Origin of the sequence: Actinomyces sp. oral taxon 180 str. F0310, assembly GCF_000185285.1 — a bacterium.
GTDB lineage: Bacteria > Actinomycetota > Actinomycetes > Actinomycetales > Actinomycetaceae > Pauljensenia.
The window spans coordinates 583,862-604,288 of record NZ_GL622194.1 but is presented as its reverse complement, the minus strand read 5'-3'; the positions used below and the strand labels follow the sequence as shown (position 1 = coordinate 604,288).

General features: G+C 66.1%; 21 protein-coding genes. 20 read left to right on the top strand and 1 reads right to left on the bottom strand.

The window, feature by feature from the left end; genetic code table 11:
- Positions 1 to 42: 42 nt before the first annotated feature.
- A complete protein-coding gene (gene pflB / locus HMPREF9006_RS02675; RefSeq protein WP_009211995.1) occupies positions 43 to 2,148 on the bottom strand; it encodes a formate C-acetyltransferase in 2,106 nt (701 codons plus the stop codon).
- Positions 2,149 to 2,422: 274 nt separating this feature from the next.
- On the opposite strand from pflB, the gene HMPREF9006_RS02670 reads away from it, so the two are divergent.
- The 20 genes from HMPREF9006_RS02670 (at position 2,423) to HMPREF9006_RS02575 (ending at position 20,412) form a co-directional block, all read left to right on the top strand.
- On the top strand, positions 2,423 to 3,730 hold the full coding sequence (locus tag HMPREF9006_RS02670; RefSeq protein WP_009211994.1) for a homoserine dehydrogenase: 1,308 nt from the start codon (positions 2,423 to 2,425) through the stop codon (positions 3,728 to 3,730).
- A 1-nt stretch (position 3,731) separates the two neighbouring features.
- Positions 3,732 to 4,679 carry a homoserine kinase gene (thrB, locus tag HMPREF9006_RS02665; protein WP_009211993.1) on the top strand — a complete coding sequence of 316 codons (948 nt, stop codon included), beginning with the start codon at positions 3,732 to 3,734 and terminating at the stop codon, positions 4,677 to 4,679.
- Positions 4,680 to 4,896: 217 nt separating this feature from the next.
- Positions 4,897 to 6,591 (top strand): transcription termination factor Rho, encoded by a 1,695-nt coding sequence (rho, locus tag HMPREF9006_RS02660; protein ID WP_009211992.1) that lies wholly within the window; start codon positions 4,897 to 4,899, stop codon positions 6,589 to 6,591.
- Positions 6,592 to 6,820: 229 nt separating this feature from the next.
- Entirely contained in the window at positions 6,821 to 7,042 is a 222-nt protein-coding gene (rpmE, locus tag HMPREF9006_RS02655; protein ID WP_009211991.1) for a 50S ribosomal protein L31, read from the top strand.
- Between the two features lie 94 nt (positions 7,043 to 7,136).
- Positions 7,137 to 8,231, top strand: a complete 1,095-nt coding sequence (gene prfA / locus HMPREF9006_RS02650; protein WP_009211990.1) for a peptide chain release factor 1 — start codon at positions 7,137 to 7,139, stop codon at positions 8,229 to 8,231.
- Complete coding sequence (locus tag HMPREF9006_RS02645) at positions 8,228 to 9,139, top strand: N5-glutamine methyltransferase family protein (protein ID WP_009211989.1); 912 nt, start codon at positions 8,228 to 8,230, stop codon at positions 9,137 to 9,139. The genes prfA and HMPREF9006_RS02645 overlap by 4 nt, the downstream gene beginning before the upstream one ends.
- On the top strand, positions 9,136 to 9,810 hold the full coding sequence (locus HMPREF9006_RS02640) for an L-threonylcarbamoyladenylate synthase (protein ID WP_009211988.1): 675 nt from the start codon (positions 9,136 to 9,138) through the stop codon (positions 9,808 to 9,810). Before HMPREF9006_RS02645 ends, HMPREF9006_RS02640 begins: the two co-directional genes overlap by 4 nt.
- Positions 9,807 to 10,910 carry an MraY family glycosyltransferase gene (locus tag HMPREF9006_RS02635; protein WP_009211987.1) on the top strand — a complete coding sequence of 368 codons (1,104 nt, stop codon included), beginning with the start codon at positions 9,807 to 9,809 and terminating at the stop codon, positions 10,908 to 10,910. The genes HMPREF9006_RS02640 and HMPREF9006_RS02635 overlap by 4 nt, the downstream gene beginning before the upstream one ends.
- Positions 10,907 to 11,200 carry a hypothetical protein gene (locus tag HMPREF9006_RS02630; RefSeq protein WP_009211986.1) on the top strand — a complete coding sequence of 98 codons (294 nt, stop codon included), beginning with the start codon at positions 10,907 to 10,909 and terminating at the stop codon, positions 11,198 to 11,200. Before HMPREF9006_RS02635 ends, HMPREF9006_RS02630 begins: the two co-directional genes overlap by 4 nt.
- 79 nt (positions 11,201 to 11,279) lie before the next feature.
- Positions 11,280 to 12,170 (top strand): F0F1 ATP synthase subunit A, encoded by an 891-nt coding sequence (gene atpB / locus HMPREF9006_RS02625; protein WP_009211985.1) that lies wholly within the window; start codon positions 11,280 to 11,282, stop codon positions 12,168 to 12,170.
- Between the two features lie 40 nt (positions 12,171 to 12,210).
- Positions 12,211 to 12,420 (top strand): ATP synthase F0 subunit C, encoded by a 210-nt coding sequence (gene atpE, locus HMPREF9006_RS02620; protein ID WP_003792932.1) that lies wholly within the window; start codon positions 12,211 to 12,213, stop codon positions 12,418 to 12,420.
- A 5-nt stretch (positions 12,421 to 12,425) separates the two neighbouring features.
- Positions 12,426 to 12,986, top strand: coding sequence for a F0F1 ATP synthase subunit B (atpF, locus tag HMPREF9006_RS02615; RefSeq protein ID WP_034230901.1), 561 nt, complete (start codon positions 12,426 to 12,428; stop codon positions 12,984 to 12,986).
- Entirely contained in the window at positions 12,983 to 13,801 is an 819-nt protein-coding gene (locus tag HMPREF9006_RS02610; protein ID WP_009211983.1) for a F0F1 ATP synthase subunit delta, read from the top strand. The genes atpF and HMPREF9006_RS02610 overlap by 4 nt, the downstream gene beginning before the upstream one ends.
- Before the next feature lie 48 nt (positions 13,802 to 13,849).
- On the top strand, positions 13,850 to 15,487 hold the full coding sequence (atpA, locus tag HMPREF9006_RS02605) for a F0F1 ATP synthase subunit alpha (protein ID WP_009211982.1): 1,638 nt from the start codon (positions 13,850 to 13,852) through the stop codon (positions 15,485 to 15,487).
- Positions 15,488 to 15,490: 3 nt separating this feature from the next.
- Entirely contained in the window at positions 15,491 to 16,420 is a 930-nt protein-coding gene (locus tag HMPREF9006_RS02600) for a F0F1 ATP synthase subunit gamma (protein ID WP_009211981.1), read from the top strand.
- Between the two features lie 24 nt (positions 16,421 to 16,444).
- Positions 16,445 to 17,893, top strand: coding sequence for a F0F1 ATP synthase subunit beta (atpD, locus tag HMPREF9006_RS02595; protein WP_009211980.1), 1,449 nt, complete (start codon positions 16,445 to 16,447; stop codon positions 17,891 to 17,893).
- On the top strand, positions 17,893 to 18,165 hold the full coding sequence (locus HMPREF9006_RS02590) for a F0F1 ATP synthase subunit epsilon (protein ID WP_009211979.1): 273 nt from the start codon (positions 17,893 to 17,895) through the stop codon (positions 18,163 to 18,165). The genes atpD and HMPREF9006_RS02590 overlap by 1 nt, the downstream gene beginning before the upstream one ends.
- A 24-nt stretch (positions 18,166 to 18,189) precedes the next feature.
- Positions 18,190 to 18,594, top strand: a complete 405-nt coding sequence (locus tag HMPREF9006_RS02585; RefSeq protein WP_009211978.1) for a DUF2550 family protein — start codon at positions 18,190 to 18,192, stop codon at positions 18,592 to 18,594.
- A 22-nt stretch (positions 18,595 to 18,616) separates the two neighbouring features.
- Complete coding sequence (nucS, locus tag HMPREF9006_RS02580; RefSeq protein ID WP_009211977.1) at positions 18,617 to 19,309, top strand: endonuclease NucS; 693 nt, start codon at positions 18,617 to 18,619, stop codon at positions 19,307 to 19,309.
- Positions 19,309 to 20,412 (top strand): DNA glycosylase AlkZ-like family protein, encoded by a 1,104-nt coding sequence (locus HMPREF9006_RS02575; RefSeq protein WP_009211976.1) that lies wholly within the window; start codon positions 19,309 to 19,311, stop codon positions 20,410 to 20,412. Before nucS ends, HMPREF9006_RS02575 begins: the two co-directional genes overlap by 1 nt.
- Positions 20,413 to 20,427 lie beyond the last annotated feature (15 nt).

Here is a 20,427-nt window from a genome sequence, read left to right as displayed (position 1 = left end):
GGGGGCCAACGTGTCGATAGTCGACCCCCACCGCGGGGTGGATCAGAAACCCTTGGTTCCGTCGTAGGCGCACGAGTCGTCCGGGACGAAGCCCGCATCGAGGATACCGACCAGGTTCTGGATCTGTTCCTCCTTCGAACGGCCCAGGCCCTGAGGCGTGATCGTGTTCGTCAGCGAAATGCCGTCGAGCGCGTCGTTGTAGTCCAGCTTGCCGACCGACAGCATGGAGGCGACCATGCCGTGGGTGTCGATGCCGTTCTCCGGGTTGGCGCCGGGGGCGAAGGGGGTGCCCTTCTGGTGGCCCGACGGGAAGGAGCCGGTGGCCTTGCCGTAGACGACGTTCGAGGTGATCGTCAGGACGGACTGCGTGGGTACCGCGTCGCGGTACATCGGGATTGCGCGGATCTTGTCCATGATGGTGTGGACGACGGTCGCGGCGATGTCGTCCGCGCGGTCATCGTCGTTGCCGTAGGTCGGGAAGTCACCCTCGGTACGGTAGTCGACGACCAGGCCGGTCTCGTCGCGGATCGGGTACACCTTGGCGTACTTGATAGCGGCCAGGGAGTCGGCGACGATCGACAGGCCGGCGATGCCGCAGCCCATGGTGCGAATGATCTCCGCGTCGTGCAGCGCCATCTCGATGGCCTCGTAGGCGTAGCGATCGTGGCAGTAGTGGATGATGTTCAGCGCCTCAACGTAGGTGCCAACCACCCAGTCGAGCATTTCCTCGTAGCGTGCCCACACGTCATCAAAGTCGAGAGGGCCGTCGCCCTGAACGGGCTCGTAGCCTTCCATGACCTGCTTGCCGCTCATCTCGTCGCGGCCGCCGTTGATGGCGTAGAGAAGAGCCTTGGCGGCGTTGACGCGCGCGCCGAAGAACTGCATCTGCTTGCCGACCTTCATGGGGGAGACGCAGCACGCGATGGCTGCATCGTCGCCCCAGTGGGCGCGGATCTGGGGGTCGGACTCGTACTGGATCGAAGAGGTGTCGATCGAGATGCGGGCGCAGAACTCCTTGTAACCCTTGGGCAGGTTCTCGTCCCAGAAGATCGTGATGTTGGGCTCCGGCGCGGGGCCGAGGTTCACCAGGGTCTGCAGGAGACGGAAGGAGGTCTTCGTGACCAGCGTGCGACCGTCGTCGCCGAAGCCCGCGTCGGACCAGGTGGCCCAGTAGGGGTCGCCCGAGAAGATCTGATCGTAGGCAATCGTGCGCAGGAAGCGGGTGATGCGCAGCTTGATCACCAGGGCGTCAATGATCTCCTGTGCGCCTGCCTCGTCGAGGACACCGTTCTTCAGGTCGCGCTCGAAGTAGCAGTCAAAGAAGCCGGAGAGACGGCCGATCGACATGGCCGCGCCGTCCTGAGACTTCACGGAGGCCAGGTAGCCGAAGTAGGTCCACTGGACGGCCTCGTGGGCGTTGGTGGCGGGGCCGGAGATATCGTAGCCGTAGGAGTTGGCCAGGTTCTTGAGCTTCTTGAGGGCCTTGATCTGCTCGGAATGCTCCTCGCGGTAGCGCGCCCAGTGCTCGGAGAAGGGCTGGTCGGCGTAGCGGTCCTTGTCCTTCTGCTTCTGCTCGATCAGGTAATCCACGCCGTACAGGGCGACGCGACGGTAGTCGCCGATGATGCGGCCGCGGCCGTAGGCGTCGGGCAGGCCCGTGATGATGTGGGAGGAGCGGGCGGCGCGGATACGCGGAGTGTAAATGTCGAAGACCGCGTCGTTGTGGGTCTTGCGGTACTTGGTGAAGATCTTCTTCACCTCGGGGTTGTACTCCTTGCCAGCCTCGTGGATGGCGGTTTCAACCATGCGCCAGCCGCCGTTGGGCATCATCGCGCGCTTGAGGGGCGCGTCGGTCTGGAGGCCGACGATCACGTTGTCGTCCTCGCAGATGTAGCCGGGCTTGAAGGCGTCAATGTCGGCCGGAGTGTCGGTGTCAACGTCGAGAATGCGTACCTTGCGCTCTTCGGAGAGGTACTTCTCTTCAAGGGTGTTCCACACGCGCAGGGTCTTCTCAGTGGGCCCGGCCAGGAACGATGCATCTCCCTCGTAGGGGGTGTAGTTCAGCTGGATGAAGTCGCGTACGTCGATCTCATCACACCAGTTACCTTTAACGAAACCTTCCCAGGCTTTCTGGTCTGCTGTCGTCATTCTTCCTCTTCTCGAATCTCCACATCCGTGTGGGTGCGGTGGGCGGGAGCTCAGCTCCGTGAGTGCGTCGGATCCCGACGCTTAGGCCCATTGTCCTACGGTGGGCGGTGAGCAGACAACCCCTACCGCCCGCTTCGCTATGTTCTCCGTCTCACGATATGAGTCCCATGTTAGTCCGGGCAAAATTATGGGACCAAGGTCCTTGATCTCGCTAGGGTCACTGAACAAGCACATACACTTGTCTCAGTGCCCATCCGACCAAGGAGTAAACCCTATGTCCGCACCCCGTCCAGTCCTCAAAGTTGGCGTCCTCGGCGCCGGAACCGTCGGTAGCCAGGTCATTCGCATCCTGCAGTCGAGTCGCGAGGATTTCGCCGCGCGCTCGGGAGCGGAGATGGAGGTTCGTCGGGTGCTTGTCCGCAATGTGGACGCGCCTCGCGACGCGCCGATCGCTCGGGAGCTGCTGACGACGGAGCCCGCCGAGGCAATTGACTCCATGGACATCGTCGTTGAGCTCATCGGCGGTATCGAACCGGCACGCACCTTCGTCTTGCGCGCCCTCTCCCAGGGGATCTCGGTGGTGACCGGCAACAAGGCACTCCTCGCCGCCCACGGCCCGGAGCTTTACGAGGCCGCGGCGAACAATGGTGCCGACCTCTACTACGAGGCGGCGGTCGCGGGAGCCGTGCCCGTCGTCTACGGCCTGCGCGAGTCCCTCGCGGGCGACCGCATCACCACGGTGATGGGAATCGTCAACGGGACGACGAACTTCATCCTGGACGCGATGAATTCCAAGGGACTCAGCTACGAGGAGGCCCTCGCCCAGGCGCAGGAACTCGGATTCGCCGAGGCCGACCCGAGCGCCGACGTGGATGGGCTCGACGCGGCCGCCAAGTGCTCGATCCTGGCCTCCCTAGCCTTCCACACGCGCGTGGGTATCGACGACGTCGCAGTCGAAGGCATCACGTCCGTGACGGCTGCAGACATGGAGGAAGCGGCGAGAGTCGGACACACGATCAAGCTTCTTGCCATCGCCGAGCGTCGCATTGGCGAGGACGGGCGAGAGGGTGTCGCGATGCGCGTTCACCCCGCTCAGATCCCCTCCGACCATCCCCTCGCCTCCGTCGATGGCGCCTTCAACGCGATCCTCGTCGAGGGTGAGGCGGCCGGACGCCTCATGTTCTACGGGCAGGGAGCTGGTGGCGCCCCGACCGCTTCGGCCGTCCTGTCGGACCTTGTTGCGGCGGCCCACCACCGCGCGTTCGGTGGCCATGCGCCGCGCGAATCCGTCTATGCCCACCTGCCGATCCTCGATCCGGGTTCGACCTACACCCGCTACCAGATCCGCCTGCAGGTCGAGGATCGCCTGGGAGTTCTCTCCGACGTGGCCGGCATCTTTGCTCGCCACGGCGTGTCCATCCAATCGGTTCACCAGCGTGATGACGAGGTCCCCGGCGCCTGCGTCATCGTCGTGACCAGCCACAAGGCCCGCGAAGCGGATCTGCGCGCCGTCGCGCGGGCGCTGGCGGTGTCGGACGCGGTGCGCGAGGTCACGTCGACCATCCGCGTTGAGGGGGAGTGACGTGCGCCTGCGTGATGACTGCGTGGCCGTCAGGGTTCCCGCGACGAGCGCAAATCTCGGACCCGGTTTCGACTGCATGGGCATTGCCCTGGACCTGTGGGACGACGTCACTGTCCACGCGACGACCGGCCCGACCTCGGTCGTCGTTGATGGGGAAGGCGCTGGCAACGTCGAGCAGGGAGAGGACAACCTCGTGGTCCGGGCGCTTCGGATGGCGCTCGACCGGGTGGGGGCGCCGCAGGTCGGGCTGCGCATGCATTGCACGAATCGCATCCCCCACTCGCGTGGACTGGGGTCGTCGGCGGGGGCAATCGTCGCCGGTGCGACCCTGGCTCGCGCGCTCATTGGCGAGGCCGAGGTGCTGGGGCGCCACGAGATCCTCCAGATCGGAACGCAGATGGAAGGCCACCCGGACAACGTCGCCCCGGCAGTCTTTGGTGGAGCAACCGTGGCCTGGACGAATGAAGAGACGGGGCACTCCGGTGCCGTTCGGCTGAGCCCGCCCAGCGCCATTGCGCCGGTGGCCTTCATCCCCGATTTCGAGCTGCGCACCGCCGCTGCCCGGCAGGCCCTTCCCGCGCACGTTCCCCACGAGGATGCGCGCTTCAACACCGCACGCGCCGCCCTCCTGTCCGCGCTCCTGGCGGGAGGCGAGCCGGGCGCCGAGACGGACCTGCATTCCCTCCTCATGGAGGCGACCCGCGACCGCCTGCACCAAGAGCCTCGTCGACGAGCGATGGAAGCATCGCTCTCGCTCGTCGATTGGCTGCGCGCTACGGGCTACGCGGCGGTCGTCTCCGGGGCGGGACCCACGGTTCTCTCCCTCGAATCGGTCGGTGCGGACGTTCGCCGCGACGCGGCCGCCGCCGGATGGCGCGTGGTTCCATTGGGTGTGCCGGAATCGGGTGTGCAGATTACCCGAGGAGGCCTTGCGGCGACGGGCTTCTAGGCGATCGGAGCCTGTGAGTTTGTGCGCAACCACCGCCAGTCATCCTGTCTGATCGGCAGGTGGCTGGCGGTCTTGCTATATTTTGACCAGGTCCGAGTCGAAAGCTCGACCCCGACCTTTGCGGTGCGCCCCTCTTGCGCATCTTCCTCTCAAGCTATTTCTCGTGCTTGAGCATTCACCTCGCCCGTTACGGGCGCATTCCAGTAAGGATCACTTTGTGAGCAACGAATCTCCCGCCGAGATGACGACTGCGTCGCTGTCGGCGATGAAGCTGCCCGAGCTCAAGGCGCTGGCCGCCTCCCGCGGCCTCAAGGGCATTTCTCAGCTTCGCAAATCCCAGTTGATCGAGCTCTTGAGCAACGGCGCCAACGCTTCGACCCCGCGTGAGGCCACGTCGGTCGCGGACAAGCCCGCCGCGCAGGCCCCCGCTCCTGCGAAGGCTCCGCGGGAAGAGAAGCAGGAGACGGCCTCCGACGCTTCCTCGTCCCCCGACGCCCCCCGCCGTTCCCGCCGTCGTCGTGCCGTCTCCCAGGGCGCTGTCGAACCCGCGCACGTGACTCTCGATCTGCCGCTTCCGGCCGGTGAGCGCACCGAAGCGGCCGCGGAGCAGGATGGAACCGTCGTCGAGACGGTCCTCAACATTGAGCTGCCCGACGGCGATGATACCGAGGGGCGTCGTCCTCGCCGCGAACGCGGCCGACGCGGCCGCCGCGACCGAGAAGGCCGTGAGGGACGTGACAATCGCGAGGGGCGCGAAAACCGTTCTGGTCGCGGCGGAGAGGACAACCTCGCTCCGATCGCGGGCATTCTCGACATCCAGGAGAACCACGCCTTCGTGAGGACCTCCGGATACCTTCCGGGCCCCAACGACGTGTACGTCACCCTGGGTAACGTGAGGCGCTGGGGGCTCCGTGGCGGAGACGCTGTCGCCGGCGCCGTGCGCCTGCCCCGCGAGGGCGAACGTCAGCGCCAAAAGTACAATGCCCTCGTGCGCGTCGACTCCGTCAACGGCATGACGATTGAACAGGCGCAGGCCCGTCGCGAGTTTGGCAAGCTCACCCCCGTCTATCCCTCCGAGCAGCTGCGCATGGAATCCTCGCCGAAGGCCTACACCCCGCGCGTCATCGACCTGGTTGCTCCGGTGGGCAAGGGACAGCGCGGCCTCATTGTTTCGCCTCCAAAGGCGGGCAAGACGATGGTTATCCAGCAGATGGCCAAGGCTATCGAGCTGAACAACCCCGAGGTACACCTCATGGTCGTCCTGGTGGACGAGCGTCCCGAAGAGGTTACCGACATGCGCTCGATCGTCAACGGTGAGGTCATTGCCTCGACCTTCGACCGTCCGGCCTCCGACCACACGACTGTCGCCGAGCTGGCGATCGAGCGCGCCAAGCGCCTCGTTGAACTCGGTCAGGATGTCGTGGTTCTCCTCGATTCGCTCACCCGCCTGTCGCGCGCGTACAACCTGGCCGCACCCGCATCGGGGCGCATTCTCTCCGGCGGTGTTGACGCCTCCGCCCTGTACCCGCCGAAGAAGTTCTTCGGGGCGGCGCGCAACATCTCCGAGGGTGGCTCGCTCACGATCATCGCCTCCGCGCTGGTGGAGACCGGATCGAAGATGGACGAGGTCATCTTCGAGGAGTTCAAGGGCACCGGCAACATGGAGCTGCGCCTGTCGCGCCAGCTCGCCGAGCGTCGGATCTTCCCCGCGATTGACCTCAATGCGTCGGGCACCCGCCGTGAGGAGCTGCTCTTCAAGCCCGAGGAGCTGCGCATCATGTGGAGGCTGCGCCGAGTCCTGGGAACCCTCGACCAGCAGCAGGGCCTCGAACTCGTTCTCGATAAGCTCAAGGAGACCCAGTCGAACGCGGAGTTCCTCATGCTCATTCAGAAGACGACGCCCACCGACTGATCGCCCCGCCCGCTCTCGGCCTGCGATGCTTCGCCCATAGCCGATCTCACGTCTGCTCGGGCGCCTCGTCGTTGAAGGCGTGGGGGAGCGTGTGCCATAATGTCGTGTCGGCTGACCGGTTCACCGGCATGCCCCAGGCGCTGCCGCGCGCTGGAGGGCGAGCCCCCGCCAGATGCGAGGGACGCTGCATGTCCGGACCCGGAGCATCAAACGATCCAGGAGAAACTCCATGAAGAAGGGTATTCACCCCGAGTACGTGGACACCGTCGTGACCTGCACGTGCGGCAACTCGTTCCACACCCGTTCCACCATCACCTCCGGCGAGATGCGCGTGGACGTGTGCTCTGCCTGCCATCCGTTCTACACGGGTAAGCAGAAGATCCTCGACACCGGCGGCCGCGTCGCCAAGTTCGAGGCTCGCTACGGCAAGCGCGTGCGTCCCTCCAAGTGAGGGTGGGCAGCTAGCTCAACGGCGGTGTCGTCGGCCTGACGGCCGGCGGCGCCGCCGCTTTTTCAACCCTACGAAGCAAAGGATGTGGTGAATCGTGGCCGCGACGGATGAGCTCGGCGCCCTGGAACCCCTGCTGGCCGAATACGAGCAGGTCGAAGCGCAGATGGCGGATCCGCGCACCCTGGCCGACCCGCAGCTGATGCGCCGCGTGGGGCGCCGCTACGCCGAACTTGGCCGCGTCAAGGCAGCGGCCGACCGCCTGAGCGCGGCGGCCGGAGACCTACAGGCCGCGCGAGAGCTGGCCGTCGAAGATCGTTCCTTCGCAGACGAGATCCCCGCCCTCGAAGAAGAGGAAGCAGCCGCACACGAAGCGCTGGTGAAGATCTTGGCCCCGCGCGATCCCGAGGACGCAATGGACGTCATCTTGGAGATCAAGGCCGGTGAGGGCGGCGAGGAATCCGCGCTATTCGCCTCCGACCTGGCACGCATGTACGGGCGCTACGCGGAGGCGCACGGCTGGAGCGTTACCGAGTTGAGCGCGACCCACACAGAGCTCGGCGGATTCAAGGACGTGACACTCGCGATCCGAGCCAAGGGCACGCCCGCGCCCGACGAGGGCGTGTGGGCACACCTGAAATACGAGGGTGGCGTCCACCGGGTTCAGCGCGTACCCATCACGGAATCCCAGGGCCGCATCCACACGAGCGCCGTCGGGGTCTTCGTCATGCCCGAGATCGAGGATGACGACGAGATCGTCATCGACCCGGCCGACCTGCGCATCGACGTCTACCGTTCGAGCGGCCCGGGGGGACAGTCGGTCAACACGACCGACTCCGCCGTGCGCATCACGCACCTACCCTCCGGCATCGTCGTGTCGATGCAGAACGAGAAGTCACAGCTGCAGAACAAGGAGGCTGCCCTGCGTGTGCTTGCCTCGCGACTGGCGGCCGAGGCGCGAGCCAAGAGGGAGGCCGAGGCCTCGGCTCAGCGTCTCTCGCAGGTACGTACCGTGGACCGCTCCGAACGCATCCGCACCTACAACTTCCCGGAGAACCGCATCGCGGATCACCGCACCGGCTTCAAGGCCCACAACCTTGATGCTGTCCTATCGGGCGCGCTCGACGCCGTTATCTCCTCGCTGCGCGAGGCCGACGAGGCCGAACGCCTGGCAGCGGCCGCGCGATCGTGAGCGTGAACGTGAACGGCGGGTGGGAGCTGACCGAGGCGCGATCCTGGGCGCGCACACGCCTCGGCGCGGCCGGGGTCGACTCGGTCGATGCCGACGTGCGCGAGCTGCTCCAGTGGGCGTGCGGGGTGTCCTCGCCGTGGTCTGTTCCCACCACGCTGTCGGCGGAGCAGGCGGAGAAGCTGCGATCCGGGGTGGGGGAGCGGGCCCTGCGCATCCCGCTTCAGCACGTCACCGGGCGCATGTACTTCCGCTCCCTCACCCTGCAATCGATCCCCGGTGTCTTCGTCGTTCGCCCCGAGACCGAGGTGCTCGCCGGCCTGGCCATTGACGAGGCCGCAGCCGTCGTGCGAGCGCGCGGTGAAGCCCGCGTCGTGGACCTGTGTACCGGATCGGGCGCCATCGCGTTTTCGGTCGCGACGGAGGCTGAGCACACCGAGGTCTGGGCGGTCGAGAAGGAACCCGATCCTTTCGCGTTGGCCTGCCGCAACCGCGACCTTTTGGGAGCGCGCGGTGTCCACCTCGAACGCGGTGATGCGACAGATCCGGCGACTCTTGCGCACCTGGACGCGATGGTCGACGTCGTCGTCACGAACCCGCCCTACGTGCCCGCCGATGAGATGCCGACCCAGCCTGAAGCCGCGGCGGATCCCCATTCCGCCCTCTACGGTGGAAGCTCCGATGGGACCGACATCCCCGTGCGTATCATTGGCCGGTGCCTGACCCTCTTGCGCCCGGGCGGAGTGCTCCTCATGGAGCACTCGCCAAGTCAAGCCGAGTGCCTGCGCGAGCGCGCCCGGGCGGTCGGCCTGTGCGACGTGTCGACGGCTCCCGACCTCGCCGGACGCGCACGTTTCCTGCGCGCCCGATTACCTCAATCGACGCCGGCGGGCGCTTCCGTGACACAATGAAGCCGATGAGCACCGAGACGATCCTGACCATCGCGCCGACCGTGCGTGACGAGGCCCTCGCGCGCGCGGCCGCCGTACTGAGCAACGGGGGGATCCTCGTGGTCCCCACCGACACGGTGTACGGCATCGGGTGCGATGCCGCCAACCACGAGGCCGTGGCGGAGGTCCTGGCCGCCAAGGGGCGTGGGAGACAGATGCCTCCGCCCGTCCTCGTCGCCTCCGTGGACGCGATCGATACGCTGTGCGTTGATGTCCCCGACGCAGCGCGCGCCCTTGCGCGGGCGTTCTGGCCCGGCGCACTCACCCTGATTCTGCGTGCCCGTCCCGACCTCGGGTGGGATCTGGGACAGACCGCAGGGACGATCGGCGTGCGCATGCCCAACCAGGACGCGCTGCTGCGGCTCCTCAAAGAGTTCGGCCCGATGGCCGTCACGTCAGCGAACCTGACGGGCCAGCCTCCCGCCACGACGGTTGAGCAGGCGGTCGCCTCCTTCGGCGCGCGCGTTGGGGCCTACCTGGACGGTGGTCCCACCCGGGCCTCCACGGCCTCGTCCATCATCGACTGTGCCCACGGCGAACCACGCGCCATCCGCCTGGGGGCTATCAGCCTGGAAGAACTGAGCTCCAGGGCGGGCGTGTCCATCGCGCCCGTGGAGGTGGGGCGCGCGTGAAGGTCTATGTGCTGCTGGCCTCCATCGCGATGGCCCTGACGATTCTGCTCACCCCCATGGTCCGCTGGACGTGCCTTCGCTTCGGCATCGTGCCGCCCCTGCGCGGACGCGACCTGCAAAAGACGCCCATCCCGCGCCTGGGCGGCGTCGCCATGACGATTGCTCTCATCGCCACCATGGTGCTTGCCTCGCGCATTCCCTACATGGCCCCGCTGTTTACCACCACGATCCCGTGGGCGGTCATGGCCGGAGCGGGGGCGATGTGCGTCCTGGGCATCATCGACGACATCATCGAACTCGATTGGATGGCCAAACTCGGCGGCCAGGTCCTCATCGCCGGAGGCATGGCCTTCGGGGGAGTCCAGCTCGCGTCCTTCCCGATCTTCGGCATCACGTTGGGATCCTCACGCCTGTGGCTCTTCGTCTCAGTCTTCTTCATCGTCGGCATCATGAACGCCGTCAACTTTATTGACGGGCTCGATGGCCTGGCCTCCGGCATGATCGCCATCGGCGCGGGGGCCTTCTTCATCTACTCCTACATCATCACCCGCCTCATGGGGGCCGCCTCCTACGCGACGACGGCGAGCCTCGTCGTCATCACCCTGCTTGGTGTATGCGCGGGATTCCTCTGGTTCAACTTCCACCCCTCCTCGATCATGATGGGCGGAGGAGCCGAAACCATGGGGCTGGTGCTGGCCGCAGCGGGCATCATCGTCACGGGGAAGATCGATCCATCGCTGCTGGGGCGCCAGCAGATGATCGTCTCGGGGCTGCCCCTCATCCTCCCGATGTCCGTTATCTTCATGCCCGTCGCCGACCTCGTCGTCACCTCGATTCGGCGCATGAAACGGGGTAAGAGCCCCTTCGTCGCAGACCGCTCTCACTTCCACGACCGGCTGCTTGTGGCCGGCCACTCCCACCGCGGGGTCGTCGCGATCCTGTGGATGTGGACCATGATCGTCTGCGTCTCCGCCGTCGGACTGCTCGTCTACGACTGGTGGCTCGTCGCCCTCGTTGCGATCAGTGCGTCCGCCGTCGGCGTCGCCGTCACTACACGAGAGTTCCCGAAGGAAGACACGGGAGAGGAAACCCCCGCATGACCTACGTTCTCGCACTCGCCATGGTCGTTCTCATCCTCGCGGCGCAGTGGTTCTTCACCTCGCGCGCGCTGCGCTCTCCCTCCCACTTCATCGCGTGGGTCAGCGGCGGATACGCCGCCAAGATCGCGCTGCTCGCGCTGGGGCTGTACGTTCCGAGTTCGCTCGGCGTCAGTGTTCGCGTCGCCGCCATCGCCACGATCGCGGCCATTATCGTCTCCTCCAGCGTGGAGATGGTCCTCATGATGCGCCGCCGCACGATGAACGTCGATCCCCGACCCGAGGGCGAGTAGCCCCTGCGCGTGCTGCCCCACGCCTTGGCGTATAGAATGAGTGAGTTAGCCGCGCAGTGACGCTGCCCTTGGAGTCCCGATGAAGGAGGCACACTCGGTGTCCACTAACGCGCCCGCTCGCTCGACAGCGTCCAAGCCACGCTGGTACTGGGTGAGTCTGGCGATCCTCCTGATCGTCCTCGTTGCAACGGCCCCCGCCGCGTTTACGCAGGAGGCGCACCAGCCCTCCCTGAAGGACTTCTTTCCCTCCGTGATCTTCGGCGAAGGAACCTTCTTCGAGTTCAACCGGCTCACCCTGGCGCGGGTCATCATGGGGTTCCTCGTGTGCGTCGTCCTCGTGGCGGTGGCTCGCAAGCCGAAGCTGGTTCCCACGCGCTCACAGATGGCCGTGGAAGCCATCGCAGGATACATCCGCGACAACGTCGCCCTCGACATGCTGGGTCCCACGACGGGCCGGAAGTTCTCAGGCTTCATCGGCTTCCTGTTCTTCGGCGTCCTGTCGATGAACATCGCCGGAATCATCCCGGGCATCAACATCGCCGCCTCCTCCGTCGTCGCAGTGCCGATGGTCTTCGCGATCATCACCTACGTGACCTTCATCGGCGCCGGCGTCGCCAAGCAGGGCATCGGAGGATTCTTCTCCTCCCAGCTCTTCCCGCCCGGCCTGCCCGTGCCCATGTACCTGCTGATCACACCGATCGAGTTCCTCTCCAACTTCATCGTTCGCCCTGTCACGCTGACGCTGCGACTCCTGTGCAACATGATCTCCGGCCACCTCCTGCTGGGCATGACCTACTTCGGCACGGCGATCCTGCTCCACGAGCTCTCCGTGCTCTCCGCCGCCTCTGCCCTGACGGGTGCCGCCATGTTCGTCATGACGGGCTTCGAGGTCTTCGTGGCCTTCCTGCAGGCCTACATCTTCACGATCCTGTCGACCGTCTACATCAAGCTGTCCATCGAACACCACTGACCCCAACGCCACTCGGCGTTACAAACAGAAGGAAACCACTATGGGAACCGCAGCATTCGCCTACATCGGCTACGGCCTGGCCACCCTGGGACCCGGCCTCGGTATCGGCCTCATGGTCGGCAAGACCCAGGAAGCGACCGCCCGCCAGCCCGAGGTTGCCGGACGCCTCTTCACCAACATGATCATCGGCGCCGGTATGGTCGAGGCCCTGGGCCTGATCGGCTTCGTTCTGCCGCTCATCGTTAAGTGATCGCCATGCACCAGATTGTCGCCGCTGCGGACCAGGAGGTCGGCGGCCTCGCCGTCATCCTGCCGCCGCTGTACGAGATTTTCTGGTCGGCCCTCGTCCTGCTTATCGTTCTCCTTCTCGTCGGCCGCTACGCCCTGCCCCGCATCTACAAGACGATGGACGCGCGGGCGGCAGCGATCGAGGAGGGCCTCGGCGCCGCCGAGCAAGCGAAGGCCGACCAGGCCGCCGCTGCGCGCGAGCGCGAGGAGATCATCCGCCAGGCACACGCCGAGGCACACGAGATACGCGAACGCGCCAACGACGAGGCAAAGGCCATCGTGGCGGCCGCGCGCACCGAAGCCACCGGCGAGGCCAACAGAATCCTCGAGGCATCCCAGCGTCAGCTTCTGGCCGAGAAGCAAGCCGCGCAGATCTCTCTGCGCTCCGAGGTCGGTCTGCTCGCCTCCGAGCTGGCCGAGAAGATCATCGGCGAGCAGCTCACGGATACGGCGCTGACCTCGCGCGTGGTGGATCGATTCCTTGACGAACTCGAGGCTGATAGCGCCCGAGTCGAGGAGAGGCGATGACCACCATGCGCACGATCGAGTCGGTTCCCTTCGCGGGCGACCTGGTCGCGGCCCTCCACGCGCCCGACACGGACGCGATGCGCGTTGCCGAGGACTTCTTCGGCCTGGCCGACCTGTTCAAGGAGAACGCGCGACTGGCACGTGCGCTGACGGATCCGGCGCGCTCGGATTCGGATAAGCAGGAACTGGCCACGCGGGCATTCGGCTCGCACGTGACGGGGGCGACCATGACAGTCGTCAGGATCGTCGTCGCCGACCATTGGCGCCGCCCCAGCGACGTGACCAACGCTCTCGAGGTCCTCGGGATCCTCGCGGTCTTGAACGCTGCGGGAACGCGGGGGGCACTTGATCAGGTACGCGAGGAGCTCTTCCAGGTGCGCTATTTTCTGGCACACCATCGGGACCTGCGCGTGCGCCTGTCCGACACCTCCACCGGAAACGCTCACGAGCGCGGCGACCTGGCCAGCTCGCTGTTCTCCCATCGCATCAGCGCCTGGACGATGCGTCTGCTGCGCCGCGCGGTGGGACGTTCCAATCACGGTCGTCTCCTGCACAACCTCCGTCGCTACGCCCAGTGGGCCGCGACCATGCAGGATCGCCTCTTCGTCACCGTGGCCACAGCCTCGCCGATGAGCGAAGCACAGGTGTCGCGCCTTCGAGGAATCCTCGAGAAGCGCTACGGAGTGACCGTCGACATGGCGATCTCGGTCGACCCCACCCTCATCGGCGGTTTCCGCCTGCGCGCCGGCATGACCGCGATCGACGCCTCGCTCGCCACCCGGCTCGGCGAAGCGCGGGACGCGATTGCCAGCTAGTGCCCCTCGTACAGACACAACCCACTTATCAATCAGTTAGGAATCCTCATGGCTGACCTCAGCATCTCCCCGGAGGAAATCCGCGGAGCACTGGACTCCTTCATGGAGTCCTACCGTCCGGCGGACGTGGCTACCGAAGAGGTCGGGCACGTCATCGAAACGGCCGACGGTATCGCGCACGTCGAGGGCCTGCCCGGCACCATGGCGAACGAGCTGCTGCGTTTCGAGGACGGGACGCTGGGCCTGGCCATGAACCTCGACCAGCGCGAGATCGGCGCCGTCGTCCTCGGTGACTTCGGTGGCATCGAAGAAGGACAGGTCGTCCACCGCACCGGCGAGGTCCTCTCCGTTCCCGTCGGCGACGGCTACCTGGGCCGCACCGTCGATCCCCTCGGGCGTCCCATTGATGGCCTCGGCGACATCACCGACCTGGACGGGCGCCGTGCTCTCGAACTGCAGGCCCCCGGCGTCATGATGCGCAAGAGCGTCCACGAACCGCTCGCGACCGGCCTGAAGGCAATCGACTCGATGATCCCCGTGGGACGCGGCCAGCGTCAGCTCATCATCGGCGATCGCAAGACCGGCAAGACCGCGATCGCTCTCGACACGATCCTGAACCAGCGCGAAAACTGGAAGAGCGGCGACCCGAACAAGCAGGTGCGCTGCATCTATGTCGCGATCGGCCAGAAGGGCTCGACCATCGCCTCCGTTCGTTCCACCCTGGAGGACGCGGGCGCCATGGAATACACCACCATCGTTGCGTCCCCGGCCTCCGACCCCGCCGGCTATAAGTACATGGCGCCCTACACCGGATCCGCCATCGGACAGCACTGGATGTACCAGGGCAAGCACGTGCTCATCGTCTTCGACGACCTGTCCAAGCAGGCGGAGGCCTACCGAGCCGTTTCGCTGCTCCTGCGCCGGCCCCCGGGCCGCGAGGCATACCCGGGCGACGTCTTCTACCTGCACTCCCGCCTTCTGGAGCGCTGCGCGAAGCTCTCGGATGCCCTCGGTGGCGGTTCGATGACCGGCCTGCCGATCATCGAGACGAAGGCCAACGACGTCTCGGCCTACATTCCGACCAACGTCATTTCTATCACCGACGGCCAGATCTTCCTGCAGTCCGACCTGTTCAACGCCAACCAGCGACCCGCCGTCGACGTCGGCATTTCCGTGTCGCGAGTGGGCGGCGCCGCCCAGCCCAAGGCCATGAAGAAGGTCGCCGGAACCCTGAAGCTGACCCTCGCGCAGTACCGTTCGATGGCCGCGTTCGCGATGTTCGCCTCCGACCTGGATGCGGCCACCCGACGCCAGCTGACCCGAGGCGAGCGCCTCATGGAGCTGCTCAAGCAGCCCCAGTCCACGCCTTACGCGATGGAAGACCAGGTTGCCTCCATCTGGATGGGGACCAAGGGCTACCTCGATGACATTGAGGTAGCCGACGTGCTGCGTTTCGAGCGGGCGCTGCTTGATCACCTCCACGCCAACTCGACCGTGCTCAACACGATCGCATCGACCGGCGACCTGGACGCCGACACGGAGGAGGCCCTCAAGGTCGCCGTCGAAGAGTTCCATCGCCAGTGGCTCAGCGCCGGACGCGGCGTGTCCGATCTCGACAGCGGCGAGGTCGTTGCCGAGCGCACCCGCGAGGAGATCTCTCGCGGACGCACGAGCGAGAAGGCCTAAGCGATGGGCGGACAGCAGAGGATCTACAAGCAGCGTATCGCCTCGACGACAACGCTCGCGAAGGTCTTCCGCGCCATGGAGATGATCGCCGCGTCTCGCATCGGCGCGGCGAGGCGTGCTGCCACTGAGGCTGGACCCTACGAGAAAGCCCTCACCCAGGCGGTAGCGGCGGTCGCGGTCCACACGGACCTGGACCATCCGCTCACGGAAGAACGCGAGGACACCAAGCGTGTTGCCGTCCTGGTCGTCGCATCCGACCGCGGCATGGCCGGAGCATACTCGGCGACTATCCTGCGCGAATCCGAGAAGCTCATCGCTGACCTGACCGCGCAAGGCTACGAACCCGTGCTCTACACCTTCGGGCGCAGGGCGTCGGCGTACTTCCGCTTCCGGGCAGTGAGCATCGAACGCGAGTGGGAAGGGGAGTCGGACTCCCCGAGCCCGGAGACCGCCCGCGACATGGCCAGCGTGCTTCTCGGGCGTTTCCTCGACCCCGATCCAGCGAGCGGCGTCGGCGCGCTGCACCTCGTGTACACGCGATTCAAGACGGTCATGAGCCAGGTGCCCGAGGTACGCCAGATGCTCCCGCTGACGGTCGTGGACGCGCCAGAATCCGACGAGGAACGCGAGCGCGAACGCGGCTACGCGGACGATCCGTCCTCGGCGCTTCCCGAGTACGAGTTCATTCCCTCGCCCGAGGCGGTCCTGGACACGCTGCTGCCCCTGTACGTCGAGGCGCGCATCCACAACGTTCTGCTCCAATCCGCCGCGTCCGAATTGGCGTCGCGTCAGCGCGCCATGCACACGGCGACGGACAACGCTCAGGAACTCATCACCAAGTACACGCGACTGGCGAACTCGGCCCGCCAGGCGGAAATCACCCAGGAAATTACCGAAATCGTGGGCGGGGCCGACGCTCTGGGCGCGAGCTAAGCCCTTCGAGACACGGAGTAAAACATGACTGATACACCTGCAATCGCCGAGGGGCGCGTCGCCCGCGTCGTCGGCCCTGTCGTCGATGTCGAGTTTCCCCCGGACCGCATCCCGCCGCTGTACAACGCGCTGACGGTCGACGTGAATCTCGCGGGGCAAGGCGAGGGCGAGTCCTCGTTCACGATGACGCTTGAGGTCGCCCAGCACCTGGGCGACAACCTCGTTCGTACCATCGCGCTCAAGCCGACGGACGGCCTCGTGCGCGGGGCACCCGTTACCGACACGGGAGCCCCCATCTCGGTGCCCGTGGGCGATGTGACCAAGGGACACGTGTTCAACGTGACGGGCGACGTGCTCAACCTCGAGGAGGGCGAGACCCTCGAGATCACGGAGCGCTGGCCGATTCACCGCCAGCCGCCCGCCTTTGACCAGCTCGAGGCCCGCACCAAGATGTTCGAAACCGGCATCAAGGTCATCGACCTGTTGACCCCCTACGTTCAGGGCGGCAAGATCGGCCTGTTCGGCGGCGCCGGCGTTGGCAAGACCGTTCTCATTCAGGAAATGATCCAGCGCGTTGCGCAGGACCACGGCGGCGTGTCCGTCTTCGCGGGCGTCGGTGAGCGCACGCGCGAGGGCAACGACCTCATCGGAGAGATGGAGGAGGCCGGCGTCTTCGACAAGACCGCGCTCGTCTTCGGACAGATGGATGAGCCGCCGGGCACGCGTCTGCGCATCGCCCTGACGGGCCTGACGATGGCGGAGTACTTCCGGGACGTGCAGCACCAGGACGTGCTGCTGTTCATCGACAACATCTTCCGCTTCACCCAGGCGGGCTCCGAGGTGTCCACACTGCTGGGCCGCATGCCGTCGGCGGTGGGCTACCAGCCCAACCTCGCCGACGAGATGGGACAGCTGCAGGAGCGCATCACCTCGGCCGGTGGCCACTCGATCACGTCCCTTCAGGCCATCTACGTTCCCGCCGACGACTACACGGACCCCGCTCCGGCGACGACCTTCGCGCACCTGGATGCGACGACCGAGCTCTCCCGCGAAATCGCCGCCAAGGGCATCTACCCGGCCGTGGATCCCCTGGCCTCCTCATCGCGCATCCTCGACCCCGCCCTGGTCGGACGCGAGCACTACGATGTTGCCACCCACGTCAAGGCGATCCTGCAGAAGAACAAGGAACTGCAGGACATCATCGCGATTCTCGGCGTTGACGAGCTCAGCGAGGACGACAAGGTGACGGTGGCCCGGGCGCGCCGCATCGAGCAGTTCCTGTCGCAAAACATGTACATGGCAGAGAAATTCACGGGCGTCCCCGGATCGACCGTGCCCCTGTCGGAGACCATCGAAGCCTTCAAGCGCATCGCCGAAGGCAACTACGACGACGTCCCCGAGCAGGCGTTCTACAACTGCGGCGGCATTGACGACCTGGAGCGCAACGCCCACGAGCTGGCCAAGGAAGCCTGATGGCGTCCGGAAGGTCCCTGCAGGTTGAGGTCGTCTCTCACGAGGGGCGGCTGTGGCACGGCAGCGCCGCATCCGTCCAGATTCCGACGGTGGATGGCTCCCTGGGCGTCTTGCCGGGGCGCCAGCCGCTGCTCGCCCAGCTCGGCGAGGGCGCCGTCACCGTGACGCGCTCCGACGAGGTCACGTCATTCACCGTCAGCGGGGGATTCGCCTCAGTTGACAACGACTACGTCACTATCGTCGCTGATCACGCTATCGTGGTCGTGCAGTAAACCGACGAGCCCGGGGAGGACCTCATGAGCCTGACGCTCGTAGCAATGTGGTGCGTGGCCGTCCTCGTGTGCGTCGGCGCGGTCCTGTGGGTGTACATGAATGTGCGCGCCCGCAGGATCGCGTCGCGTTTGGGTGCCTTTCGCTGCTGGTCGCGCCCCGACGTCCAGTCTGGCTGGACGGCCGGCATCGGCGTCTATGGCGTTGACGACCTATCGTGGTACCGACTCGTTGGTTTTTCCCTGCAGCCGGTCTACACGGTGCCCCGTTCCGGCCTTGAGGTATCCGCTCCGATCGCCCACTCGGCGGACGGGTCGGTCGTCGAGGTGCGCCTCGCATACGGTGAGCATCGTTACGAGGTCGCCGTCGAACGCCTGACATACAACGGATTGGTCTCCTGGGTGGAGTCCGGTCCTCCGCGCCTCGTATAGGCGGCATTGATAAGCTCGGCGTGTGCGTATTGTTATTGCTTCCTGCACCGTCGACTACTCCGGACGCCTCAGTGCTCATCTGGATCCCGCCAAGCGCGTCATCATGGTCAAGGGCGACGGCTCGGTCCTCATTCATTCTGAAGGCGGCTCCTACAAGCCGCTGAACTGGATGACCGCGCCGTGCTCGGTGACCATTGACGAGGGTGGGGAGGACGAACCGAACACGCAGCAGGTGTGGACCGTTCAGGCCGACAAGACCGACGACAAGCTCGTGATCCGTGTCCACGAGATCATCTGTGACGTTACCGAAAACCTGGGAGTGGACCCCGGCCTCGTCAAGGACGGCGTGGAGGCGCACCTGCAGGAGCTCCTCGCCCAGCAGGTCCCGCAGATCCTCGGCGAGGGGTGGGAGCTCGTGCGACGCGAATACCCGACGCCGGTGGGGCCGGTCGACCTCATGGTGCGCGACGAGACCGGCGCGCACGTGGCTATCGAGGTCAAACGGCGAGGCGGCATCGACGGCGTCGAGCAGCTGACGCGCTACCTGTCCCTGCTGGGTCGTGATTCGCTGCTGGGCGACGTGTCGGGGATCTTTGCGGCGCAGGAGATCACCAAGCAGGCGCGCACGCTGGCCGAGGATCGCGGGATTCGCTGCGTGGTCCTCGACTACGACGCCATGCGCGGTTTTGACGACCCATCCTCCCGGCTGTTCTGATGGTGGCGGTGGCCGATACCAGCCTGGCGCGCATCGTCGCCCAGGGGCTGGTGCCGCTCACGCGCGGGCGCGATCCCGTGGCCGCCGTCGAGTTGCTGCTCGCTGTCCAAGGCCAGATGGCGGGCGCGATCCCGTGGGCGATCGGCGCGCGTTGCACCGCGGTCACGCGCGCTCAGGTCGCCGAGTCCTTCCAATCGGGTGAGCTCGTCCGGTCCTGGCCGATGCGCGACACGTTGCATGTGACAAGCGCGCGCGATCATCACTGGCTGCGTCGGTTGCTGCGCCACCGATACGCTTCGTGGATTCGTCAATCGACGGGGTTGGGGCTCAGCGATGCTCTCGTCGAGAAAGCCGCGGCGGCGGCGTTCGAGCTGCTGGGAGAGAACCCCTCGGGTGTGAGCCGCGGCGAGGTCATCCGCGCCTGGGATGAGGCTGGTATCGCAACCGTCACCTCGGGAGCCGGGGGCGGGGTGCGGCGACGTCATCTGATCAAGAGGCTTTTCCTCGACGGCCTGCTCGTCTCTGGTCCGCTCCGGGGCGGGGAGCACCTGATCGTTGATGCCCGGCAGCTGCCGGGCGCTCCGGGCGTCGCGAAGGGGGAGTGCGGGCACGAGGAGGCGCTCGCGCTCCTGGCCGCCCGCTACGCGTGGGGACACGGCCCCGTGGATGCTGCAGACCTTGCTCGGTGGGCGGGGCTGACGCTCACCGAGGCGCGTCGTGCGCTGGCGGGTTCGGCCCAGATCGGCGAGAGTATCGGTCGGCCGCTCATCTCGCGTGAGGGGCGCGTCGCGCGCGCCGATATTGATGACCTTGTCGAAAGTAGCCGCGACGAGGCCCGGGCAGTGCTTGCGCTGCCCTCCTTCGACGAGCTGCATGTTGGGTATCGTGACCGTTCGTGCCTGACCGACCGGGCTGGTGAGGCCCTCATCTGTCCCGGGGCGAATGGGATGTTCCGCCCCATCGTCGTCGCGAACGGACGGGTTGTTGCGGCGCGTTCTCCCGGCGGCGAGCTTACCTTTACCGAGGAAGGCTCCTCCTATGCGCAAGAAGCTCAGCGTGAAATGGCGCGCTGGGGAGATTGGTTGTTTGAGAAGCGGCGCTGAACTGTCAGGTGTGCC